Annotated in this window: 22 protein-coding genes; 9 read left to right on the forward strand and 13 right to left on the reverse strand. The window is 45.6% G+C overall.

The window, feature by feature from the left end; all coding sequences use genetic code 11:
- Window positions 1-52: 52 nt before the first annotated feature.
- From MD535_RS02405 to recR, 6 genes are all read left to right on the forward strand, one after another.
- Window positions 53-184 (forward strand): hypothetical protein, encoded by a 132-nt coding sequence (locus MD535_RS02405; RefSeq protein ID WP_265673344.1) that lies wholly within the window; start codon window positions 53-55, stop codon window positions 182-184.
- A complete protein-coding gene (locus MD535_RS02410) occupies window positions 171-590 on the forward strand; it encodes a YbaN family protein (RefSeq protein ID WP_265673345.1) in 420 nt (139 codons plus the stop codon). Before MD535_RS02405 ends, MD535_RS02410 begins: the two co-directional genes overlap by 14 nt.
- Before the next feature lie 131 nt (window positions 591-721).
- Window positions 722-1,267, forward strand: coding sequence for an adenine phosphoribosyltransferase (apt, locus tag MD535_RS02415; protein WP_250616626.1), 546 nt, complete (start codon window positions 722-724; stop codon window positions 1,265-1,267).
- A 13-nt stretch (window positions 1,268-1,280) separates the two neighbouring features.
- A complete protein-coding gene (gene dnaX, locus MD535_RS02420; RefSeq protein ID WP_265673346.1) occupies window positions 1,281-3,479 on the forward strand; it encodes a DNA polymerase III subunit gamma/tau in 2,199 nt (732 codons plus the stop codon).
- An 86-nt stretch (window positions 3,480-3,565) separates the two neighbouring features.
- A complete protein-coding gene (locus MD535_RS02425; protein ID WP_102471711.1) occupies window positions 3,566-3,895 on the forward strand; it encodes a YbaB/EbfC family nucleoid-associated protein in 330 nt (109 codons plus the stop codon).
- A gap of 22 nt (window positions 3,896-3,917) precedes the next feature.
- Window positions 3,918-4,517 carry a recombination mediator RecR gene (gene recR, locus MD535_RS02430; RefSeq protein ID WP_265673347.1) on the forward strand — a complete coding sequence of 200 codons (600 nt, stop codon included), beginning with the start codon at window positions 3,918-3,920 and terminating at the stop codon, window positions 4,515-4,517.
- 88 nt (window positions 4,518-4,605) lie between these two features.
- Here recR and aqpZ read toward each other — a convergent pair whose 3' ends face one another.
- The 4 genes from aqpZ to MD535_RS02450 form a co-directional block, all read right to left on the reverse strand.
- Entirely contained in the window at window positions 4,606-5,301 is a 696-nt protein-coding gene (gene aqpZ / locus MD535_RS02435) for an aquaporin Z (protein WP_265673348.1), read from the reverse strand.
- Window positions 5,302-5,401: 100 nt separating this feature from the next.
- Window positions 5,402-5,656, reverse strand: coding sequence for a hypothetical protein (locus tag MD535_RS02440; protein ID WP_265673349.1), 255 nt, complete (start codon window positions 5,654-5,656; stop codon window positions 5,402-5,404).
- Window positions 5,657-5,792: 136 nt separating this feature from the next.
- Entirely contained in the window at window positions 5,793-7,124 is a 1,332-nt protein-coding gene (locus tag MD535_RS02445; protein WP_265673350.1) for an MFS transporter, read from the reverse strand.
- A gap of 143 nt (window positions 7,125-7,267) precedes the next feature.
- A complete protein-coding gene (locus tag MD535_RS02450; protein ID WP_265673351.1) occupies window positions 7,268-7,516 on the reverse strand; it encodes a YkgJ family cysteine cluster protein in 249 nt (82 codons plus the stop codon).
- A 146-nt stretch (window positions 7,517-7,662) separates the two neighbouring features.
- On the opposite strand from MD535_RS02450, the gene MD535_RS02455 reads away from it, so the two are divergent.
- A complete protein-coding gene (locus MD535_RS02455) occupies window positions 7,663-8,100 on the forward strand; it encodes a YcgN family cysteine cluster protein (RefSeq protein ID WP_265673352.1) in 438 nt (145 codons plus the stop codon).
- Between the two features lie 79 nt (window positions 8,101-8,179).
- On the opposite strand, the gene MD535_RS02460 is transcribed toward MD535_RS02455, so the two are convergent.
- The 6 genes from MD535_RS02460 to gap form a co-directional block, all read right to left on the reverse strand.
- Entirely contained in the window at window positions 8,180-10,054 is a 1,875-nt protein-coding gene (locus MD535_RS02460) for a BCCT family transporter (protein WP_265673353.1), read from the reverse strand.
- A gap of 112 nt (window positions 10,055-10,166) precedes the next feature.
- Window positions 10,167-10,517 carry a hypothetical protein gene (locus tag MD535_RS02465; RefSeq protein ID WP_265673355.1) on the reverse strand — a complete coding sequence of 117 codons (351 nt, stop codon included), beginning with the start codon at window positions 10,515-10,517 and terminating at the stop codon, window positions 10,167-10,169.
- Between the two features lie 216 nt (window positions 10,518-10,733).
- On the reverse strand, window positions 10,734-11,708 hold the full coding sequence (locus MD535_RS02470) for a ChaN family lipoprotein (protein ID WP_265673356.1): 975 nt from the start codon (window positions 11,706-11,708) through the stop codon (window positions 10,734-10,736).
- A 111-nt stretch (window positions 11,709-11,819) separates the two neighbouring features.
- A complete protein-coding gene (gene rlmA / locus MD535_RS02475) occupies window positions 11,820-12,653 on the reverse strand; it encodes a 23S rRNA (guanine(745)-N(1))-methyltransferase (RefSeq protein ID WP_265673572.1) in 834 nt (277 codons plus the stop codon).
- 73 nt (window positions 12,654-12,726) lie between these two features.
- Complete coding sequence (locus MD535_RS02480; RefSeq protein ID WP_265673357.1) at window positions 12,727-13,611, reverse strand: D-hexose-6-phosphate mutarotase; 885 nt, start codon at window positions 13,609-13,611, stop codon at window positions 12,727-12,729.
- A 94-nt stretch (window positions 13,612-13,705) separates the two neighbouring features.
- Window positions 13,706-14,701, reverse strand: coding sequence for a type I glyceraldehyde-3-phosphate dehydrogenase (gene gap, locus MD535_RS02485; protein ID WP_265673358.1), 996 nt, complete (start codon window positions 14,699-14,701; stop codon window positions 13,706-13,708).
- Between the two features lie 335 nt (window positions 14,702-15,036).
- On the opposite strand from gap, the gene msrB reads away from it, so the two are divergent.
- Window positions 15,037-15,447: a peptide-methionine (R)-S-oxide reductase MsrB gene (gene msrB / locus MD535_RS02490; RefSeq protein ID WP_265673359.1), complete on the forward strand. Its 411-nt coding sequence runs from the start codon at window positions 15,037-15,039 to the stop codon at window positions 15,445-15,447.
- A 96-nt stretch (window positions 15,448-15,543) separates the two neighbouring features.
- On the opposite strand, the gene MD535_RS02495 is transcribed toward msrB, so the two are convergent.
- Window positions 15,544-16,365 (reverse strand): DUF2989 domain-containing protein, encoded by an 822-nt coding sequence (locus tag MD535_RS02495; protein ID WP_265673360.1) that lies wholly within the window; start codon window positions 16,363-16,365, stop codon window positions 15,544-15,546.
- Between the two features lie 143 nt (window positions 16,366-16,508).
- On the opposite strand from MD535_RS02495, the gene MD535_RS02500 reads away from it, so the two are divergent.
- Window positions 16,509-16,793 (forward strand): YeaC family protein, encoded by a 285-nt coding sequence (locus MD535_RS02500; RefSeq protein WP_265673361.1) that lies wholly within the window; start codon window positions 16,509-16,511, stop codon window positions 16,791-16,793.
- Between the two features lie 120 nt (window positions 16,794-16,913).
- Here MD535_RS02500 and MD535_RS02505 read toward each other — a convergent pair whose 3' ends face one another.
- Window positions 16,914-18,473, reverse strand: coding sequence for a SulP family inorganic anion transporter (locus MD535_RS02505; RefSeq protein ID WP_265673362.1), 1,560 nt, complete (start codon window positions 18,471-18,473; stop codon window positions 16,914-16,916).
- 335 nt (window positions 18,474-18,808) lie between these two features.
- A complete protein-coding gene (rne, locus tag MD535_RS02510) occupies window positions 18,809-21,943 on the reverse strand; it encodes a ribonuclease E (RefSeq protein ID WP_265673363.1) in 3,135 nt (1,044 codons plus the stop codon).
- Window positions 21,944-22,323: the final 380 nt, after the last annotated feature.

Raw genomic sequence — 22,323 nt, forward strand, 5'->3', positions numbered from 1 at the left:
AACGTCGGCACGGCTCACTATCATTAAAAGCCATCAAATTAAGAGCAAAGTTATGTCTAACACTGAATTCAAAGAACCTTACAATATTTTCTATTTCCTAGGCTTTATTGCCGTATTGCTTATTCCAACTCTTCCGGCTACTCTGACGTTATTTCGTATCATGAATGGGTATGCAACGTTTTGAGAAGCGAGTTAGCATGACGCTGCGACAAGCCTTATGGAGTGTCGCAGGTATCAGTTCTGTCACCCTAGGGATCATTGGGATATTCCTACCATTACTACCAACCACCCCTTTTTTATTACTTGCCAGCGCGTGTTTTTTGAAAGGCAGCCCGCGTCTTCATCAGCGATTACTTGCACATCCTAAACTCGGTCCTGTGATTTCAACATGGGAAACTGAGCGAGCCGTATCACGCGCGACGCGCAATAAAGGCATGGTCTTTATATTGGCCAGTTTCCTGATCTCCATCATTGTTGTCCCGCTAGTGTGGTTAAAGGCTGCACTCTTTTGCTTATGTGGGGTCGTTTTAGGCTTTTTTTTGCGACTTCCTGTGAAAGAGTCGGTTGCTGATAAGTCTGAAAGTCACTAACATTAGGGGATTGTTCGCTCGCGTTTTGCGAGTGTTTATTTTTAGGCCAACAGAATGAAAGTATGGTTTTACTTTGTGAAATCATTACTCACGTCATTGGGCGCAGATTGACCTCTCCAGAGACAAAAATTATGAGCATCGACAGAATTTCACAAATCAAAGCCAGCATCAAAAGCATTCCTGATTACCCAAAGCCAGGCATTCTTTTTCGCGATGTCACCAGCTTAATGGAAGATCCTGAAGCCTATAGAGCGACCATTGCTCTGTTGGTAGAGAAATATAAAGATCAAGGCTTTACAAAAATTGTTGGCACCGAAGCTCGCGGATTTTTGTTTGGTGCACCGTTGGCATTAGAACTTGGTGTTGGATTTGTGCCAGTGCGTAAGCCCGGGAAATTGCCGCGCGAGACTGTATCACAGTCTTACGAACTAGAATATGGCACCGACGTATTAGAAATTCACACAGATGCTATTGTGGAAGGTGACAAGGTGCTAATGGTCGATGATTTATTGGCAACAGGTGGCACAATTGAAGCAACAACAAAGCTGATTCGCCGACTTGGCGGCTCTGTAGCACACGCAGCATTTGTGATTAACTTGCCAGAGATTGGCGGTGATAAGCGCCTACAAGCTCTCGATTTGGACGTTTACAGCATTTGTGAATTCGAAGGTCACTAATCGGGAACTATTCATGAGTTATCTTGCTTTAGCCCGAAAATGGCGCCCAAAACAGTTTTCAGAAGTCGTAGGACAAGCGCATGTCCTTACGGCGTTAGAGAATGCCTTAAGTCAAAACCGCTTGCATCATGCCTATTTATTTAGCGGCACTCGCGGTGTGGGTAAAACCACAATAGGACGCCTGTTTGCTAAGGGGTTGAACTGTGAAACGGGTATTACGTCTAACCCATGCGGTAAATGTGCGACGTGCGTCGAAATTGATGAAGGGCGCAGTGTCGACTTATTGGAGATTGATGCGGCCTCTCGGACTAAAGTTGAAGACACTCGTGAGTTACTTGATAACGTCCAATATAAACCGGCCCGTAATCGTTTCAAGGTGTACTTGATCGATGAAGTGCATATGTTGTCACGTCACAGCTTCAATGCCTTGCTGAAAACGTTGGAAGAGCCGCCAGAATATGTCAAATTCTTGCTGGCAACGACGGATCCGCAAAAACTGCCGGTGACAATTTTGTCACGTTGTTTACAGTTCCATTTGAAACCTATCACGGTCGATACCATCCAACAGCAATTGGTGGATATCCTAGGGCATGAGAAGGTGGAGGCGGAACATCAAGCGTTGGCTTTAATCTCTCACGCCGCCGATGGCAGTATGCGTGATGCTTTGAGCTTAACCGACCAAGCGATCGCATTAGGCAGCGGGCACATTACTAAGCCGACTGTCAGCATGATGTTAGGTACGTTAGATACGTCTCTCGCGATTAAAATTATTCAAGCTATTGCAACCGGTGATGCAGCACAAGTCATGAGTACGGTTGAGCAATTGGCTGAAAACGGCGTTGACTGGGATTCGTTATTGCTGGAAATCGGCTCGCAATTGCATCGTGTTGCGATGTATCAGGCCTTACCAGGAAGCCTTGATGTCAGTATTCCTGATAATGAAAAAGTCGCCACATTGGGCAAAAAATTTCAGCCAACTGACGTACAGCTCTATTATCAAATTGCAATAAAAGGTCGCCAAGATCTTGTTGCTTCACCCTCACAGCGAGTTGCGGTAGAAATGACGTTGCTACGAATGTTGGCCTTTAGACCGGTGACAGCACTTAGCAGTAATGACATTGTTGTGACGGGTTCGGCACAAACGCCGACCACGGCTAGTACTCCTAATGTCAGTCCATCAGTACCCGTGACGCCGCCGGCTTCACAAGCGCCAGCACAAGGCTACTCTGGACCTGAAGAGTCGGCAATGCCTTATGATTTGCCGCCGCAAGAACATTATGTAATGCCGTCAGAGAGCAGTGCAGCTTCGTATTCAGCGCCACATGGTTATGACTCTGCGCCCCAAGGGTATTATCCTGATTCAGCACCACAGCAGGTTTCGCCGCCAATGGCAGAATCGTTGGTGAATACACCACCAGTGAATCAACAGCCGGCTCAGCAGCAAGTTACGCCGGAGACTGCGCTTCAGCCTAAGGCGTCACCTGTTGGCGGCTTGCGTCATCAATTGCGCTCAAAAAGACAGAGTTCGGCGCAGAGCGCAGCTCGTCCAGGAGCGCCCACAACAAAAAAGACTGATGCGTCACCCGAGCCAGCATCTGCAATAGAAAGAGTCGCGCAGCGAAGTACTCCTCGTCGCGCCGCTTCTGCTATTTCTGGTGACGCGAGTCGTGAAAACGCTTCTGAGCAAGTGGATGACAACGAACCGTATCGCTGGCGTGCGATGAACAAAGCGGTGGTGGAAACCAATAAGGCCCCATCGGTTAAACCATCAACGCTAAGAAAGGCACTCGAACATATAAAAACCCCTGAAATGGCGCAGCGATTAACGGTTGAAGCCGCTCAGCAAGATTCATGGGCTGCACTCATCGAGAAACTAAACACCAGTAAATTGGTCCAACAATTAGCACTGAATTCAGCTTACAGTAAAGACGGTTCCTCGATTTCTCTTGGCCTGCGAGCAACGCACGCCCATTTGAACACGGATAGGAACCAATCCGAGCTTTTGGCGAGCCTAAACTCAGCGCTTGGTGAGTCGTGCCATTTGTCTGTAGAAGTGTCAGAGCAGGGCATAACACCGCTCGAACTAAGAGAAAAGATTTATCAAGATAAACTGGCCCAAGCGGCAGGCGCTTTACAATCTGATGCCAACGTACAGTTTATTGTTACGAGATTTTCTGCAGAGCTAGACGAAGAGAGTATTCGTCCGCTATAAGTCTATAATGCAAAGTATGTTAAGGGGTTGCATTTTTTAACCGTGCCCCCATGTTATTAATAATCTGAATCAACCGAGAGAAACCTATGTTTGGTAAAGGCGGAATGGGCAATATGATGAAGCAAGCCCAGCAAATGCAAGAGCGTATGCAAAAGCTTCAAGAAGAAATTGCAAACATGGAAGTGACCGGTGAATCTGGTGCAGGCCTTGTTAAGGTCACTATCACTGGTAGCCACAGTACACGTCGTGTCGAGATCGATGAGAGCTTGATGGAAGACGACAAAGAAATGCTAGAAGATCTGATTGCAGCGGCGTTTAACGATGCTGCTCGTCGTGTTGAAGAAACACAGAAAGAGAAAATGGCTTCAGTGACTGGCGGTATGCAATTACCACCAGGTATGAAAATGCCGTTCTAATTGAAAAATTAGAGAACAATAAATGCGAACTAGCCAAATGCTGGAGCATTTGATGGAGGCCTTGCGATGTCTACCTGGGGTTGGTCCCAAGTCAGCACAACGCATGGCCTTTCATTTGTTACAGCGAGACAGAAAAGGTGGGCTGCAGCTTGCCGAGGTTTTGTCTCAAGCCATGACCGATATCGGTCATTGTCAGGAATGTCGGACGTTTACGGAAGAAGAGACCTGCCATATTTGTACTAACCCTAAACGTAAAGAAAACGGCCAATTGTGCGTAGTAGAAAGCCCAGCAGACATCGCTGCGGTGGAAGCCACCGGGCAATACTCAGGGCGTTACTTTGTGTTGATGGGGCACCTGTCACCATTAGATGGTATTGGGCCAAGCGATATCGGTTTAGATACCTTGGATTATCGTTTAAGACAACGTGATATTAGTGAAGTCATTCTTGCCACCAACCCAACGGTTGAAGGCGAAGCCACCGCTCACTATATTGCCGAGCTGTGTCACGAACATGATGTGACCGCGAGCCGTATCGCTCATGGTGTCCCTGTTGGTGGCGAACTCGAGCTGGTAGATGGTACAACCTTGTCTCATTCCTTGTTAGGACGACACAAGATTTAAAAAGGCGCGTTTATCGCGCCTTTTTTGATCGTCTGTTATTAATTACGATCCCTACCTAATAACTATCTCACCTAATAACAGTGACTAGCTAATCACTATTGTTACCAAGCAAAGAGCGATAGATCCATGCCCCGATTACCGCGCCGATGATAGGCGCAACCCAAAATAGCCACAATTGAGCGGTGGCCCATTCGCCCACATATAAGGCTACACCAGTACTACGGGCAGGGTTAACGGAGGTATTAGTGACAGGAATACTGATAAGGTGAATGAGGGTAAGGCATAGACCAATAGCAATAGGGGCGAAGCCCTGTGGTGCTCTTGAGTCAGTAGCGCCCATGATGACAATAAGGAACATGGCAGTCATAACAATTTCACAAACCAGAGCAGCAGTTAGCGTGTAACCACCAGGAGAGTGCTCGCCATAGCCATTAGAGGCAAAGCCCGAGGCAGTGGCATCAAACCCAGCTTGCCCTGAAGCAATAATGTAAAGTACGCCACCTGCCAGCACGCCACCAACGACCTGAGCAATGATGTAGGGCAGAAGTTCTTTGGCTTCAAATCGCCCGCCAGCCCACAAACCAATGCTGACCGCTGGATTAAGATGACAGCCTGAGATATGCCCAATGGCAAACGCCATGGTTAATACGGTTAAACCAAACGCCAGTGCAACGCCTAGAAAGCCAATCCCCAGTTCAGGAAAGCCTGCGGCGAGCACGGCTGATCCACATCCTCCTAAAACCAACCAAAATGTACCAAATAGCTCAGCTAAATAACGATTCATAAGAAATCCCACTCCTATAATTGCGGTTCCTTTGAAACATAGCTGATTTTATTGATACCGCCAGTTTGGGCGAGGAGGCGCAAAGTATAGATATCGAGCCTTAAGGCTCAATGTGTTGTGATAACTGGGTAAGCTCCAACACAGAGTAGTGCTCGGCTTGTTCGCCTCTAGAAATTAAATCAACAACGTGAAACTCACTCATATCACCAAACTCTTTAGTGAGATAGTCGCGAAACGCGCTTTCGTTAGGCCACTTGCCACGAACGGTATAGCCATCGTCTTTATCAAAATCTTCTGTCTCGAAGAAAGAGAAATCCGTCATACCGATGTTGTGACAATACAAGACGAGATACATGGTAAATCCTTAACTTTGCTTGTTGGGTAAGGTGTCGTGGGCGGAAAGTCAGCACGGTGCTGATTACTTTGTACCCCAACCCACGTTAGCTAAACGGACGACCGCTCTACGACGCGCCGCCCCTAATCAATAGTGACTAAAAAATGGCTTTCTGTTTATTTTTAAAATAAAACGCCGCACTGATTACAACAAATAGCGCAGTGAAATAGTAGAAAAAGGAAGAAAGTGAGGCTAGGAAGTCGAGATGTTGCTCAACTTGTTGCTCGCTATAGTTCTGCGACAACAATTTGTAGTAGTAAGCGTATAAAATACCAATCGAGCCGTATCCAAGGTTAAACATTAAACCCTTAAAGCTTAGTACCGTCGCTCGGTTATGCGATTCGGTCTGTTTATTAAGGTGGTAACTAATGAAAATATTCATCGTCATAATGATAAAGATTAAGAGCAGCGCAGGTACAACGCCATAAATCGACCAGCCAAGACTAATCCAATAATAGGTTGCCATGGTTGCGAGTCCCATGACAAGGATGAATTTTTTGGGTGCCATACTTTCCGCTAATCTTCGACTTTGTCCAGCCAATAGAATTTGCAGGATACTTATACCTGCCCCAATTAATCCGAAGTAAATAATAGGAATATCAATCGCGCGATAATACTGACTGTTCATGGTTAAAAACATACGTGATGTATGCTCGAATAAACTGTAATAAAGCAATATGAAGAGGACGTAAGGCGTAGACACCACCCACTTAGCAGTAACTTGTGTCAGCTTGAGGCTTGCCAACGTTGTGGCAATTTTTCCGCCATGTTCAGGCAGTGTTTTTTTCGCCTCCCTCATACTAAGCGCTGAGTATATGGCGATCATCGCAACCAGCAGTGTGGCATAGACAGGAATGCGCATGATGTCTTGGGTGCTTTCTGGTTCGGCGAGTCCGAGAAGAGAGTACACCTTCGCCATAAAGCTAACATCATACATAGCGGCGCCTAAGAGCGTGACGAAAATACCAACACTTGACGCGATTCGAAGTTGGATTTGTAACACCCGTGGCCATGCTTCTTCTTTGCCTTGCTCCTTTAAAGTGTCATAAGCCAGAGCTTCATCCGCACCACTTGCTAACGCCATGGCCAAGCCGCTTAACACTCGGTTGACTAAAAACACCACGAACACCAAGTTGGGATTACCAGTGGGGACAAAGGCGATCATTGCGATTTCAACAAACATGATGATTGAAGACAGCACGACCAGCTTTTTACGCCCTAAAGTATCGGCAAATGCCCCCGATGGGACCTCGGCGAGCACAATCGTTGCCGCCCAAACGACATTTAGCATGGCAAATTGTGAGAGACTTAAACCGTAATCTAAATAGAGAAGCGTAAAAACGGGGTAATAAAAGCGAGCGAAGTAGCTACTTCGAAACATTAAGAAGTAGCGGACATTGCGGATTTGAAGGACTTCTCTGAGTGTCATAAAATATTCAGTAGTATTAATTACATAAGAGTATGTATAACCCTTTTTCTGCTAAATAGGAAAGGTTTGATTCTTAAAATATGCGGATTTTTATCCAATGTATCTGTGAAGAAATACTCTATGCGCCGTCGGTGTGGCGTCCTTTAAGTCAGCCTATCTAACTCCAGCAGATTACTCAGCGCTTGTTGGTTAGTGCTACTGCATACATCAGGGCATGGTTTAAAATCGTGGCACACTTTAGGTCGCTCTGGTTGACCAAAGAGCTTGCAAAGGTTGTCTTCATTAAGCTGAATGCAGCGCACACCGGAAGGTTTGCCATTGGGCATACCCGGAATGGCGGAGGAGATACTTGGTGCAATACAGCAGGCGCCGCAGCCTAATCGACAGTCCATCTTAATAACCTAAAAGTAATGGGGCGCAGAGTGTACCAAACATCGTCGCTTGTACACAATTGAATCACGCTTGTCAGAGAGAATGACTTGAAGTTTACCTAAACTAGCGGTATAAAGCGCCTCCACAGAACGTAAAGGTAGTCAACATGAGCAAGCCATTTTGGGAAACAACACCACTAGAAGCAATGTCGGAAGAGCAATGGGAGTCTCTTTGCGACGGTTGTGGGAAATGTTGTCTTCACAAGCTCATGGATGAAGACTCTGATGACGTCTACTACACCAATGTAGCGTGCAGTTGGTTAAACAGCGACACCTGTTCATGTAAAGATTATATGAACCGCTTTGAATCGGGTGAAGAATGCTTAAAGCTCACCAGAGATAAAATTTCCGAGTTCAATTGGTTGCCAGAAACCTGTGCCTATCGTTTGCTATCTCAAGGTGACACGTTACCTCAATGGCATCCTTTAATCACCGGCTTCAAGTCTGCGATGCATGCGGCTGGTGAAAGTGTAAGAAACAAAGTGGTGTATGAGATTGATGTCATTGACTGGGAAGACCACATTCTGAATCACCCTAATAGATAAATAGTGTCGGATGGTCCAGACTATTCAGGGACACACGATCAAAAAAAGGCAGAGCGATTAACGCTCTGCCTTTTTTGTATCAGCTAGTCGTACAGATTTCAGTGAAGCGTACTCTCGCGTCTTGAGCGGCTTGCGATGACTGCTCCTTTGAGTTTTGAGCATCGCTTAGTGCTTGAAGTTTGGCTTCGAGCTCGTCGACGAGGTCTTGTGGGATAGCATGGTTTTCATCGTCAGAGTGTTCGAGAGCATAGGCGCGGATGGCCTTTTTCGTCTTAAACAAGTCGTGCATTGCCGCACGTTCTTCATCGGCAGCGCTCTGTGCGATATCGCGACATTTTTCAAAATGAGCCAGTGCTACACCTTCCGTTGACCAAGGATCAAATTCAGGCAATTCTTCAATGTTAATGGTTGGTTCGACATAATCGTCTTGATGACGTATGTCTAGCGTCGCGGCTTTGACTGCGGAAATCATTAACATCACCGCGATGATAAGCAAAGGTAGACCGCCGACAATCGCCGCTGTTTGCAGTGTGCTTAATCCGCCTAAGAACATTAGCACCGCTGGCATGAAGCTGAGCGTAAAGGCCCAGAACATACGGTTCCAACGCATTGGTTCTTGAGTCACATCGTTTTGTACGACGGATGCCAAGATATAAGAAATGGAATCAAAGGTCGTAGCCGTGAAAATAATACAAAGCACGGTAAAGAGTAGAATAATGAACCATGCAAATGGCAATTCAGATAGCATAGAGAAGATAGCTTTCGTTGGACCAAACGTATTCAAAATGCCGACGATGTCTAGTTGTCCAGATAACTGCAGGGATAAACCAAAGTTACCTAGGATGATGAAGAATAAGAAACAGCCGCTGGAGCCAAAAAACAGCGAGCCAGCAACCATTTGCTTGATCGTACGACCTCTGGAAATACGAGCGACAAACAATCCCATGCTTGGTGCAAATACTAACCACCACGCCCAGTAGAAGATAGTCCAATCTTGTGGGAAGTGCGTATTGTCGAAAGTGCCGTAGCCACCGAAAGGTTCTGCCCATGTAGCCATGACAAAGAAGTTCGACATCATGCGGCCAATCGAATCTAACCCGGTTTCCAAAATGAACACAGTAGGACCTAATATTAACACCAGCGCCAATAAAATCATGGCACCCCAGAAGTTAATATTACTTAGAACCTTAATGCCTTTTTCCATTCCAGCGAAAGAAGAGTAGGCAAAAATACCGGTACAAACGGCAAGTACACCAATCTGTGAGTAGGTATTTTGTGGTAAGCCAAAGAGAACATTCAGACCTTCACTAATGAGCGGTGCAGCAAGACCAAGTGTTGTTGCAGCGCCCCCTAATAGACCGAAGATAAACAGAACGTCAATCAGTTTACCCAGTGCGCCATGGGTATGCTTTTCGCCAAGTACTGGAATCAGGGCACTCGATACTTTCAACGCGGGTTGTTTGCGTACGTAGTAGAAGTAGGCAATAGGCAGCGCGGGAATAAGGTAAATTGACCATGCAATTGGTCCCCAATGGAAAAGGCCATAGGTTGCAGCCCAGCGAACCGCTTCTTCACTTCCTGGCTCTAGCTGAAAAGGAGGCGCCTGGTAGTAGTAGGCCCATTCAATACAGCCCCAGTACAAGATACTGGCACCAATACCACCACAAAATAGCATCGCTGCCCATGAGGAGGTTTGGAATTCAGGGGTTTCATCAGGTTCACCTAGCTTGATCTGCCCGATATCGCTAAAAATGATGAAAATCATGAAAAAGAAAGCGGCGAGACCGAGTGATAGATAGAGGAAGCCAAACTTGTCCGTCATGATCAGTTTAGCCTGAGCAATCACTTCAGCGCCTTGTTGTGGGAACAAGATTAAGGGAATGATGACGGAAAAGAGCAGTGCAATCGCACCAAAAAAAGTGGGTTTATCTATAAGTTTAAAGTAGCGTTCCATGTTAGCCAGTTACTTAATAAAAGAAGACGATTATCTAAGTAGAAGGCCTCTCACGACAAACACGATTGTTTGTCGTTAAGATAAGTAAAATAGAATGCGTATATTGTAAACGCTAGGCTAAAGCCAGAATTAAGGCACCTACCGTAACGGCCGCAGACACATATTGCCCTGCAGAATAGGAGTCATCTTCTTGTTCTTTAAGATCATCGGGATGATCCATTCCTAAAGCACCATGGGCAAACGACTGGACTGTCTTGCCCATGGAGTCGTCGTCTTCCGTCTTAGTTTTACCTTCTTGTTCTAGCGCTTTTTTTGCTTGTGCGGATATCTGTACAGTATCAGTTTCAGGGTTTGGCAATGTTTTGCCGCTGTTCGCACCGTTTGCTGTCGCCGGTAAATTGGCGTTAGGCTGGGTTTTTGGTATCGATGTTGTTTGACTTAGGTTTGAATTGACACTTTGCATACCGGTTCTCCGTCACCACTATCACTATCTGTATCGCCACTATGGATCAAAACTTTAAGGTTTTATATTAGTAGCGTGAATGGAATGTCTTCAGATAACTATCAATTAGCAATATTTACGCCAAATTAATAAGTCACTATCTCAGTTCGGGCATTCATCCGATTTAAGGCTGAATGCGCTATCCAATCAAGTGACTGAGTACAGATAGACCAGCCGTTATGGCGTGCATTTCAATCCGTCATTTCTTTTGCCTAGGTGCTGATATGCGCTCATACGTTTGGCTTCTTGGACGTAACGAGTAGGGGGAGGCAACACCAATAACTGCATATCGGCACTCGTTGCAGGAGTATCAGCGTTGGTGATTTCGACGACAGGACTGATCACTAAGACGTTGAGTTTTGGTTCCAGTTTAAGTATTTGCGAGGCTGTTCCTAGTCCGTTCTCGGTATGAAACTTACCGGCGATGTGCATGACTTGAGTATCGGGGTGAGCACGGAGAAAGTGAACAATACTTTCCGCCATAGTGGCATCCCACGTTAGCTGCGCGGCAAATTGTTTGGCCGTCTGATCAGGAGTACCGTGGTGCATAGAGTTCATGAACTTCTCTTTATATGGGCTCCCGGATGTATCTATGGTTTGCGCGACATAGCGGCGTTCGGGCGGTTCAAGAGTATCGAGGTAGCTAAGTCCGGTACGGCCAATACAGCGAACGGTCGATTTCGGCGCATTACTCGCGATAATGGGTAACTGGTTTTGTTTGGCAAATTCAACCAAAGCACGGTAGTCACTCTGATAGTTAGGCCATGCGTTGGCTTCAGACATCAGAGTTTGTTCACCAATGTTGCCTTTGAGATAGTCATTAACAATCGTTTGTGATGGACGTGAGAATTGCTCCATCGAAAGGGCAAGCTTGTCGTTATTAGTGGCTAATGATCTAAGTAGATCGGTCTGAAAACGATGAATAGCCGAATGCGTGTGCCACTCTCCGACTAGGATAACATCAGCGTTGATGATGGCTTCAGGTAGCGCAGATACCACGATAGGGTCGCCTGTAGCGGTATAAAGTTGATAGTCGTAAAAGGTGTCAATCGGTTGAGGTTGAACTTGAGCAGCAGAGGAGGGAGCGGTCGTTAATGACGATGCACAACCCGTAATGAGTGACGCAAGTAGAGCGATGGGTAGAAATTTCATTTGATTAGCGAGCTCCTAAACAAAAATAGCCTACGAGAACGAAGGCTATTAGGGAAGAACGATGATAATCGAGTCAGTGAATGGATTCAATCGAATTGATAATTATTTGCATCAAGTGCACTTAAATACCCTGATCATAAAGTCGGCTTGGCACTGAAATTGCTCAGAGGCTTTAATTGTCGCTCGAACATCATCGGTCGCTTTCCATGCGAATGGCGTCATTTGCAATAGGTCATGCGCTTGGTCACCTGTTAGCTTCATCAGGTAGTTTAGCTTATTTTCAGCAACTAATTGGAATTGAGGGAGCACTTCCACCTCTTCGTCATGAAGGTGCACCTCATCATAGATGCGCTCTCGCAGCTCAAAAAGGTGATGGGCCCCTGGAGTTACGGTGACCACAATCCCATCTTGTTGAAGGCATCGAGCTAACTCTTCGGGCTTACAAGGCGCATAAATCCGAATAGCGGCAGAGAGGGAATCGTCAGCAAACGGTAGTCGATGGCTGGATGCGACAGTAAAAGAAACGTTGGAATAACGTTTGGCAGCGTAACGAACGGCGACTTTGGAAATATCCAGCCCATAGCAATCAATAGGCTGGTGTTGGTCATCACCCAAATGCTCACTAAGGTAATCTGCAAAATAGTGGGTGTAGTAGCCTTCACCACAGCCAATATCCAAAGCTTGGACAGACACGAGTGGGTGATGTTGGACAAGGGACTGAGCGACGGCGTTACGCATGGGCGCGTAGAAGTCATGGGCGAGGAAGGTACGTCTTGCCTGCATCATCTCTTTGTTGTCGCCAGGATCTTTTGATTGCTTGTGCTGTACAGGCATCAAATTCACATAGCCTTCCTTCGCCATATCGAATTGATGGCGGTTTTCACAGGCAAAATGGCGTTCGCGCTGTTGAAGAGGAAGGTGGCAAAGTGGGCATTGATAAGACATACGGTTAGACTCGCGGAAAATTTTGCTAAGTCTAACCATATCATTGCCACGGCGCAATTAAGCAAAGGCGTTTTTATTGAATTCCAATGACCGTGGAAAGCACAGCGGTTTCACCCGGAGAAACTTGTTTACCTTGTTCTAGCGTTGGAGCATGCAGAGTGGACTCGACACATAGGAATGTTTGGTAGCCGTCATCATTCATGTCACCCATGGCTTTGGCACCAGCTGCCCAAGGGTTCCAAAGTACCGCTGAGTTATGCCCGTGGTTAGTAACCGAGATTGCGCGATTGAGTTGACTATCCTTGATGAAGATATCTTGCTCTGGCGCAGTATAGACGCGATCAATGGTATCGGTGAGAACAAGCGTGTCACCGCCTTCACAGCGCTGTCCTTCGAGTAAGCCATCAATGTAGCTGTGTCCCATACCCGTTACTTCTGTCGAGGTGATATCACCCACGTTGAAGTAGCTATGTAACGCACCGGAGTATGACCATGGCTTGTCATCAGTGTTAGTCATAGTTAACGTCACAGTGAGCTGGTCACTGATTTCAACATTGAGGACTAGGGCAAACTGATGTGGCCAAATTTCACGCGTTGTATCAGAGTCGTTTAAACCAAGGCTAATGATGACACCTTGTTCATTTTCTTTATGCTCAATAAGAGACCATTCACTGGTGCGGGCAAACCCATGAGCGGGAGCGGCAACGCGACCAAACCAAGGCCAGCAAATAGGAATACCACCACGCAATGCGGTTGCGTTATCGTAAACGGCTTCTTTGCTCATCCAGATAAGATCATCTTGGTCAGCAGGCTGGTAAGAGAGAACATGCCCACCGTGAAGTGAGATAGCGGCTGATGCTTTTGGGTGAATGACACGAACAATTTTGTTCTCACCGTGTTGAGCAACGGTGACAAAATCAGAAAGTACGGTGACGGCTGGTAGGGAATTAAAGTCCATATTTGATACCTCAGACTAGGAATACACACTTTTCAGGTACAAAAAAGGCGACCCTAAGAGTCGCCTTTTTAAAAGTTGGAACTAGATGCTTACATTACTTAGAGATGTGAGCTACTAGGTCTAGAACTTTGTTTGAGTAACCGATTTCGTTGTCGTACCAAGATACAACTTTAACGAATTTGTCAGTTAGAGCAACACCAGCTTTAGCATCGAATACTGAAGTTTGAACTTCACCGATGAAATCTTGTGATACTACTTGGTCTTCAGTGTAACCTAGAACACCTTTAAGCTCGCCTTCAGATGCTTCTTTCATCGCAGCACAGATTGCTTCGTAAGATGCAGCAGTCTTAAGGTTAACAGTTAGGTCAACTACAGATACGTTAGCAGTTGGTACACGGAAAGCCATACCAGTTAGAAGGCCGTTTAGTTCTGGAAGAACAACGCCTACAGCTTTAGCTGCACCAGTTGAAGATGGGATGATGTTTTGAGAAGCACCACGGCCACCGCGCCAGTCTTTAGCAGAAGGACCATCTACAGTTTTTTGAGTTGCTGTAGTTGCGTGAACTGTTGTCATAAGACCAGATTCGATACCGAACTTGTCGTTAAGAACTTTAGCTACAGGAGCTAGACAGTTAGTAGTACAAGAAGCGTTAGAAACGATATCTTGACCTGCGTAAGTTGAATCGTTCACACCCATAACGAACATTGGAGTCGCGTCTTTAGAAGGGCCAGTTAGAACAACTTTCTTAGCACCAGCAGTGATGTGCTTACGTGCAGTCTCGTCTGTTAGGAAAAGACCTGTTGCTTCAGCAACTACGTCAACACCGATTGCATCCCATTTAAGATCTTCAGGGTTACGCTCAGCTGTTACACGTACAGTTTTGCCGTTAACGATTAGGTTACCGCCTTCAACTTCAACAGTACCGTTGAAACGACCGTGAGTTGAATCGTACTTAAGCATGTATGCCATGTACTCAACGTCGATTAGATCGTTAATACCTACTACTTCGATGTCGTTGCGCTCTTGCGCTGCACGAAATACGAAACGACCGATACGGCCAAAACCGTTAATACCTACTTTGATAGTCATTATGTTGCTCCACAACTTAATTTCTGTTTTAAGATAACTGGTAGTAAAATTACAGAATCCAGTCACTAACTTCAATAGATAATCGGAATTAATTTGTTTAAAGTCAAAAAAAAGTGTCGGATTTTTTAACGTTTAGCATTAAGTGATTGTTTTTTGAACTTTAGTCGGGTTTCTGTAATGTTAAAATGATGTGTTTAACCTTTGTGGCGAGCTGGGTTAACATATTTGAAACAGGTTAGGTTCTACAGTTAAACAGCGTGCTACAGAAAAGTTTACTCTAAGAGGAACATCAGAGTGAGTAAAATGTAGTCAATAAAAAAGGGAGTGTAAAGGTTGTGAACCATGAAAATAAAAAGGTCACTAAGACAGATGAGAACTGGCGTGAGGCTTTGACGGACGAACAGTACAGAGTATGCCGCCAGCAAGGCACAGAAGCCCCTTTTTCAGGGACCTTGCTGCATAACAAAGAGACTGGGAGCTATTGCTGCACCTGTTGCGGTACAGCGCTGTTTGAATCAGAAAGCAAGTATGATTCAGGGTGCGGCTGGCCAAGCTTTGATGCCCCAGTCAGCAGCGATGCAATTCGCTATTTAGATGACACAAGTCACGGAATGGTAAGAGTAGAAATACGTTGTAGCACATGTGATAGTCATTTAGGGCATGTGTTTGAAGATGGTCCGAAAACAACAGGTGAAAGGTATTGTGTGAATTCGGTGTCGTTAATTTTCAACAAAACTGAAAGTTAAGACAAATTTTCTGATGTTGGATGTATCATTATTACAGGTAGATGGATGCTATGAAAAATAGCCTAACGCAAATTTCTCATAGCACCGGGCGGGTGTTTAAAGATTGATTGTTGCGAGTTGACGAGTAAATTCGCCCGCTTTTAGTGATGAGGTGATGGTGCTGGCCTGGGCATCGAGTTGTTGGTATTCATCGTCGTTGAAGGCAAACATTCGTTTTAGCTCTGCCACTGTGACGACAGGCACATCCAGTTGTTTACCGACCATTGTCCATAGGTAAGATTCATGTGTCTTTGATAACGCGTAGCTAACGCTGGCCAACGACTTGATAGTATCGTTGTTAATATTACCGTCGTTAGAGAGTTCTAAAGAGCGCAAGAGTAACTCGTGGGTTTTAGGCTTATCCCTTGAGATGTAATGAGTAGCAAGTGCATACTGCATCGCCGAGGATTCTAATGCTGGCTGCCCCTCCATAGCCAAAAACCGTCGTTTTGCTGTTGAGTCGCCAGTTTCACTCCATAAAAAATATAATGTTTCTGGTACGTGTGATGGCGAAAGCTCGGAGTGTATACGTTCCTGTTCGTTTATTGCATACATGAGGGCGTTAAAGCGCTTTTCCTTCAATGCAGCTTGTTCGATAGGTTGTATTTGCGATGCCAACTCGAGGCACTTACGATATTCCTTGATTAAGTAATACTCTTCGATTTGAGAAGCGTCATTTTTCGGTACATCTAGCGCTTCATAGCGATGCCAGATCAAGTCGGTGCGAGTGATACGGCACTGCCCATCATTTACATTTAATGAAGAGCATTGCAACGTGGGCTCCGATAGACAGACTTGGTCCGTATTTTTGCGAGATTCAAAGCAACCTGTTAACAGGCTGCTAGATGATAGTAAGAGTATAGCGTAATGTAATTTCATTGATTTACTTGTGATCAGAGACACTGATTTATTGAGCTCAACTTGACTCAGTGTAACATCAGGTTATGGTTCCAGTAAGATATTAACCTCGCAGAACCTCGCTTTTGCGAGATAGAGAGAAAGAAAAAATAAGAAGGTTCAGAATGGATGTAGAGCAACTCTTAAGTGCGATGACGCCAGATGTTTACGATCGACTTCTTTATGCGTGTGAGACTGGTCGCTGGCCAGAAGGAAGCGTATTGTCTCAAGAGCAGAAAGACTCCTGTATGCAGGCCGTAATGCTATATCAGTCGAAGCATAATGTTGATCCTCAACATATGTCAGTGGCAGCGGGTGGGGAAATTGCCTTTAAGTCGAAGGCGGAGCTAAAGAAGCAGTTCTCAGCTGAGCAGGAAGATATTGTCCGCGTTAAAGTCGCAGAGAATTAAGCCATAGAAAACGAGTCTCCATGTAGAATTTCGCGACAAGCACAAAAAAAGGGACCGAGTGGTCCCTTTTTCTATTTTTCGCTAGGGCGGATTGAGTTGCCTTAGCCGATATCAATCACGTTAGCCAGCCAGAAGGTCCGTTGCGACTTTGTAGCTTGGATCTTCTTTCACGTTGATTTCCACTAAGCTGCCAGCTTTATGTAATAAAGCACGACAATCAGGGCTTAGGTGTCGTAAATGCAACGTTTTGCCTACCGCTGTGTAGCGTTCGGCTAGGGTTTCAATCGCTTCAATAGCAGAGTGATCTGCCACGCGAGACTGAGCAAAATCGACGATCACATCTTGTGGGTCATTTTTCGCATCAAACAACTCTAAGAAGTTAGAGGCTGAGCCAAAGAAGATAGGTCCATTAATCTTGTACTCTTTTGAGCCTTCTTCGTTAATATGGCTGCTTGCATAGATATGTTTAGCATGCTCCCACGCAAACATAAGGGCAGACACAACCACACCAATGGCTACGGCGACGGCAAGATCTGTTAACACAGTCACTACGGTGACCAGTACGATAACAAAGAAGTCTTGTTTAGGAACACGGCGTGCAAGTTTGAACGTTGCCCACTCGAAGGTACCAATCACAACCATGAACATTACCCCAACTAGCGCCGCTAGAGGAATCATTTCAATCATGGCAGAAGCAAATAGAATGAAGAACAGCAGTGCACTTGCGGCTACGATACCGGATAAACGACCGCGACCACCAGAGTTTACGTTGATCATTGATTGACCGATCATCGCACAGCCACCCATCGCACCAAACACAGAACATGTCACGTTAGCTAAACCCTGACCCACACATTCGCGGTTAGATTGACCACGAGTATTGGTCATTTCATCGAGAACCGTTAGCGTTAGTAGTGATTCAATCAAGCCAATTGCCGCTAAGATAATCGCGTATGGAAGGATAATATTGAACGTTTCTAATGTGAATGGCACAGCAGGAATAGAGAACGTTGGTAGTGAGCCTGCTAATGTGGCAGTGACATCCCCTGACATGGTTCTTAGGAAGTCCACAACGGTACGTGTTTCAAGACCTAACAGGTGAACCAATGCCGTTACCGCGACAATAGCAACTAATGATGAAGGTACTGCAGTAGTAAGTTTTGGTAGGAAATGAATGATAGCCATGGTCAGAGCGACAAGACCCAGCATGATAATCATTTGTCCCTGTGGCAACCATGTCATCGCACCTGTCAAATCAGGTGCTTTAAATTGCCCCATTTGAGCGAGGAAAATAACGATGGCGAGACCATTTACAAACCCTATCATTACCGGATGTGGCACCATTCGGATGAATTTACCCAGTTTGAATAGACCGGCAGTGATCTGTAAAAAACCAGCAAACATGATGGCAGCAAAGAGGTACTGAACGCCGTGAGTCGCCACTAGGCTCACCATCACAACAGCCATTGCACCAGTTGCACCAGAAATCATGCCAGGACGACCACCAAAAATTGAGGTGATTAGACCGACGATAAAGGCAGCGTAGAGACCTACCATTGGGTCAACACCAGCTACGAATGCAAACGCAACCGCTTCAGGAACTAACGCTAAGGCTACAGTTAGCCCCGATAACACATCGTTTTTAACCGAGTGCTTTGAAAATTGTGGAAATTCAAACATAGGATTCAATTCAGTAGTTGTGTTGGATAAACATCCATTCCAAACAGCACAAGTAACGACATGATTAAAAAGGGGTGTTGCTGCAAGAATCGCGGCAATTCAAAGCTAATTACAATCATTATCGGCATGTCATGTGACAGCGATAGGGCGTATTGGTAATGAAACGTACGAGGTTGCGCATGCTACAGAAATGTGAGGAGAAGTTCAATAATGAAACGAAATGTGTATCTATTAAACTCGGTAAAAAAAATGGGTTGCCTTGGCAACCCATTTTTATTTCTTGCTACTCACACGTTAATGTTTACGCATGAAGACGTGCTTAAACCGATAGGTTATTAGTAGTTAGGCTTAGTCGTTGCTGCACCCGCAGAACTTCTTGCTACTTGACTACCCGCACCTTTCGGTGTGTAACGTTCAGTTCTGAAAGCCGCTGCTTTAACTTCGATGTCACCTAACTCAGCAACGCCTGGTGCTTTTGCCATTGCAGCGCTAGCGTGACCTTTAAAGCTAGACTTAGCTAGAACTTGTTTAGGGGCTTGCTTAGGTGCTTGAGCCGGTGCCTGTGCTGATTTCTTAACAACCGGTGCAGTTTCTATCGCTGCAGCCATTTTTTCTTCAGCGGCCTCTACTTCTACAACAACTGGTTCGGTAACAACCGGTGCTTCAATCACCGTATTTTCAACGGCTTCGGCTACTTTAGTTTCTACAGTTTCTACATCAAAAGCTTTAGCCTCAATAACGTTAGCTTCAACAACGTTAGTTTCAGCAACATTAGCTTCAACAGCGGCCACTGGAGTCTCAACCACTGGTGCCTCTACCGTTACAGGCGTTTCAAGAATAACCGCTTGCTCTGTCATTGGAGCATCAACAACAGCAGTACTTAGGATAATTACTTTGCCCATTGCCATTTCTGGACGAGCAACACCTGAAGTAATGGTTGATGTTGTAACAGCGCTTGTCGCTTCCTGTTGAGTTTTCTTAGGTGTTGGCTTAATGATGCCATAGCTTGGCATTACTTTGCCCATTGCCATCTCTGGAGACGCAACCCCACCTTTTCTTAGTCTAAACGGGTTAGGACGACGATCGCGACCACGACGACGGCGTTGACCACTAGCACGCAAGTGACGAGGAGAGCGACGGTTACGGCGTTGCTTACCTTCTTCTTTTGCTGCTGGTGCGTCAGTATTTGGCGTATCAACAACTGCTTCAACTGCATCTACTGCTTTCGCTACTTGCGTCGCTTTCTCGCTCTGAACTTTAACGTTTTCCGTTTCTGGAACAATAACTTCAACGTCTTGTTGAGCGTTTTGATCTTTAGTACGGATTTGCTTAGTCAGTTTACGGCGCTGACGGCGTTCTTTGATTTTCGCTGTCTTTTCTTCGGTACGTGGTGCTTTTTCCTGCGTACGAGGCGTCGATTTTTCAGCTTGAACATCAGCCGCTATTTGTTGACCTTGCTCAGCAACCTTCGACTTACCAGTAGACTCATCACGCTTTTTGTTGCGACGTTCTTGAGGTTTGTTACGACGGTTTTGTGACTTACGCGGTTCTTGAGCTGTTTCGTTTTGCTCTTTTGCTGCGTCAGTGTCTTGTGCTGGTTTACGACGATTCTTGTTGCGATCGTTATCACGTGAATCGCGGTTATCGCGATTGTTGCGACGACGTTGGTCGTTGCGATTGTTGCGACGAGGCTTATCACCGCGTGGCTTATCTTCTTTCTTAGGCTCAGTTGTTTCTTTCTTTGGTTCTTCTGAAGAAGCAAAGAATGAACTAATAGCAGAGAAGAAGCGTGAAACTAGACCTGGCTTGTTGCTTTCTGGTGCTACTTCAACTTTTGCTGCAGGTTTAGGTGCAACAGGTGCTGGTGTAGCAAAGCCTTGAACCGCTGGTTGTTCGATCTTGCGAGGCTTAATTTCAGATTCTGGCGCTTCTTTGCTTTCCGCTTCTTTCAGTGCATCAATCTTCTTAGGAAGTAGGTAAGAAAGAAGGTCGTGTTCTTCGCCATCACGTACACGGATAACCTCAAAGTGAGGCGTTTCCATATCTGAATCTGGAACAACAGTAATTTTAACTTCTTGAACGCGTTCAATGTGATTAACAGAGCGACGCTTTTCATTAAGAAGGTAAGAAGCAATTGGCACAGGGACAATTGCCAGAACTTGGCAGGTGTTGTCTTTAAGTGCTTCTTCTTCGATTAGACGCAGAACAGACAGTGCTAAAGATTCATTGTCACGAACGACACCAGTACCTGTACAGCGTGGACAAATATGGTGACTTGCTTCAGCGAGTGATGGGCTTAAGCGTTGACGAGACATCTCTAGCAGACCGAAACGCGAGATGCGACCAATCTGGACACGAGCACGGTCAATACGAACCGCTTCACGTAGTCGGTTTTCTACTTCTCTTTGGTGACGAACTGGCGTCATATCGATAAAGTCGATAACGACTAGACCACCCAGGTCGCGTAGGCGAAGTTGACGAGCAATCTCATCTGCGGCTTCTAGGTTAGTGTTTAGCGCTGTCTCTTCAATGTCACTGCCTTTTGTTGCACGGGCAGAGTTGATATCGATAGAAGTTAAAGCTTCTGTTGGATCGATAACGATTGAGCCACCAGATGGAAGGCGAACTTCACGTTGGAACGCTGACTCAATTTGGCTTTCAATTTGGTAATGGCTAAACAGCGGAACTTCACCATCGTACTTTTTAACACGGCTAACAAAGTCTGGGCGTACATGCTCAATATGTTGTTTTGCGCGTTCGTAAATGGTGTTGCTATCAATCAAGATCTCACCAATATCGCGACGTAAGTAATCGCGTAGAGCACGAACAATTACGTTACTCTCTTGGTGAATTAAGAAAGGTGCTGGGTTAGCGTCTGCGGCGTTTTTAATATTGCCCCAGTTGTTTAGAAGGAACTTCAAATCCCACTCTAGTTCTTCTGCACTTTTACCTACGCCAGCCGTACGGACGATAAGACCCATACCTTGTGGTAGCTCAAGTGTGCTCAGTGCCGCTTTTAGTTCTGTGCGTTCTTCACCTTCGATACGACGAGAAATACCGCCAGCTCTCGGGTTATTCGGCATCAATACTAAGTAGCTGCCTGCTAGAGAGATAAATGTCGTTAGTGCTGCACCTTTGCTGCCGCGCTCTTCTTTTTCAACTTGCACGATTACTTCTTGGCCTTCGCTCAAGACATCTTTGATGCTTGGGCGACCTTGGTAGGTATAACCAGCTGGGAAGTATTCGCGTGCAATTTCTTTAAGAGGGAGGAAGCCATGGCGATCGGCACCGTAGTCAACGAATGCAGCCTCAAGGCTTGGTTCTACTCGTGTGATACGACCTTTATAGATGTTTGCTTTTTTTGATTCGTGACCTGGACTTTCAATATCTAGGTCAAATAGTCGCTGGCCATCGACCAGAGCGACACGCAACTCTTCTTTTTGAGTTGCGTTGATTAACATTCTTTTCATTACGGAAATTCTCGTTTATTTTCTTTGTTTTTGTCATTGCTCTTGTCACGAAAGTCGTAAATCGTGGTGCCTGATCCCATGGCTAATATTGTTGCAGCCTCCCGGCTGGAAGGGATGCTCTGGGGCACTACAGTCATCACACAAGTCAAACTTGGGTGATCCGCATATGGCGGTAATACTCAAAACACGAATACGTGAGTAGATGACAAGGCTGCCTTAATTATCAACGTCTTATGCCGTACGCAGCGTCTCAATATCAAGGGCTCTACTCATGGTGTAGTTTACGTATGAATAATAGTGATAAATAGTTAAATCCAATCTAATTACCCTACGCAGCTGTGAACTATAGCAGCGCAGCGAAATATCAGCAATCAGCTTTA

Source organism: Vibrio qingdaonensis (genome assembly GCF_026191675.1).
GTDB lineage: Bacteria > Pseudomonadota > Gammaproteobacteria > Enterobacterales > Vibrionaceae > Vibrio > Vibrio qingdaonensis.

Bases quoted from the DNA above. Each gene is read 5' to 3' on its own strand.
- MD535_RS02405 (WP_265673344.1), top strand. From the start codon at position 53: ATGTCTAACACTGAATTCAAAGAACCTTACAATATTTTCTATTTCCTA.
- MD535_RS02410 (WP_265673345.1), top strand. From the start codon at position 171: ATGCAACGTTTTGAGAAGCGAGTTAGCATGACGCTGCGACAAGCCTTA.
- apt (WP_250616626.1), top strand. From the start codon at position 722: ATGAGCATCGACAGAATTTCACAAATCAAAGCCAGCATCAAAAGCATT.
- dnaX (WP_265673346.1), top strand. From the start codon at position 1,281: ATGAGTTATCTTGCTTTAGCCCGAAAATGGCGCCCAAAACAGTTTTCA.
- MD535_RS02425 (WP_102471711.1), top strand. From the start codon at position 3,566: ATGTTTGGTAAAGGCGGAATGGGCAATATGATGAAGCAAGCCCAGCAA.
- recR (WP_265673347.1), top strand. From the start codon at position 3,918: ATGCGAACTAGCCAAATGCTGGAGCATTTGATGGAGGCCTTGCGATGT.
- aqpZ (WP_265673348.1), bottom strand. From the start codon at position 5,301: ATGAATCGTTATTTAGCTGAGCTATTTGGTACATTTTGGTTGGTTTTA.
- MD535_RS02440 (WP_265673349.1), bottom strand. From the start codon at position 5,656: ATGTATCTCGTCTTGTATTGTCACAACATCGGTATGACGGATTTCTCT.
- MD535_RS02445 (WP_265673350.1), bottom strand. From the start codon at position 7,124: ATGACACTCAGAGAAGTCCTTCAAATCCGCAATGTCCGCTACTTCTTA.
- MD535_RS02450 (WP_265673351.1), bottom strand. From the start codon at position 7,516: ATGGACTGTCGATTAGGCTGCGGCGCCTGCTGTATTGCACCAAGTATC.
- MD535_RS02455 (WP_265673352.1), top strand. From the start codon at position 7,663: ATGAGCAAGCCATTTTGGGAAACAACACCACTAGAAGCAATGTCGGAA.
- MD535_RS02460 (WP_265673353.1), bottom strand. From the start codon at position 10,054: ATGGAACGCTACTTTAAACTTATAGATAAACCCACTTTTTTTGGTGCG.
- MD535_RS02465 (WP_265673355.1), bottom strand. From the start codon at position 10,517: ATGCAAAGTGTCAATTCAAACCTAAGTCAAACAACATCGATACCAAAA.
- MD535_RS02470 (WP_265673356.1), bottom strand. From the start codon at position 11,708: ATGAAATTTCTACCCATCGCTCTACTTGCGTCACTCATTACGGGTTGT.
- rlmA (WP_265673572.1), bottom strand. From the start codon at position 12,653: ATGTCTTATCAATGCCCACTTTGCCACCTTCCTCTTCAACAGCGCGAA.
- MD535_RS02480 (WP_265673357.1), bottom strand. From the start codon at position 13,611: ATGGACTTTAATTCCCTACCAGCCGTCACCGTACTTTCTGATTTTGTC.
- gap (WP_265673358.1), bottom strand. From the start codon at position 14,701: ATGACTATCAAAGTAGGTATTAACGGTTTTGGCCGTATCGGTCGTTTC.
- MD535_RS02495 (WP_265673360.1), bottom strand. From the start codon at position 16,365: ATGAAATTACATTACGCTATACTCTTACTATCATCTAGCAGCCTGTTA.
- MD535_RS02500 (WP_265673361.1), top strand. From the start codon at position 16,509: ATGGATGTAGAGCAACTCTTAAGTGCGATGACGCCAGATGTTTACGAT.
- MD535_RS02505 (WP_265673362.1), bottom strand. From the start codon at position 18,473: ATGTTTGAATTTCCACAATTTTCAAAGCACTCGGTTAAAAACGATGTG.
- rne (WP_265673363.1), bottom strand. From the start codon at position 21,943: ATGAAAAGAATGTTAATCAACGCAACTCAAAAAGAAGAGTTGCGTGTC.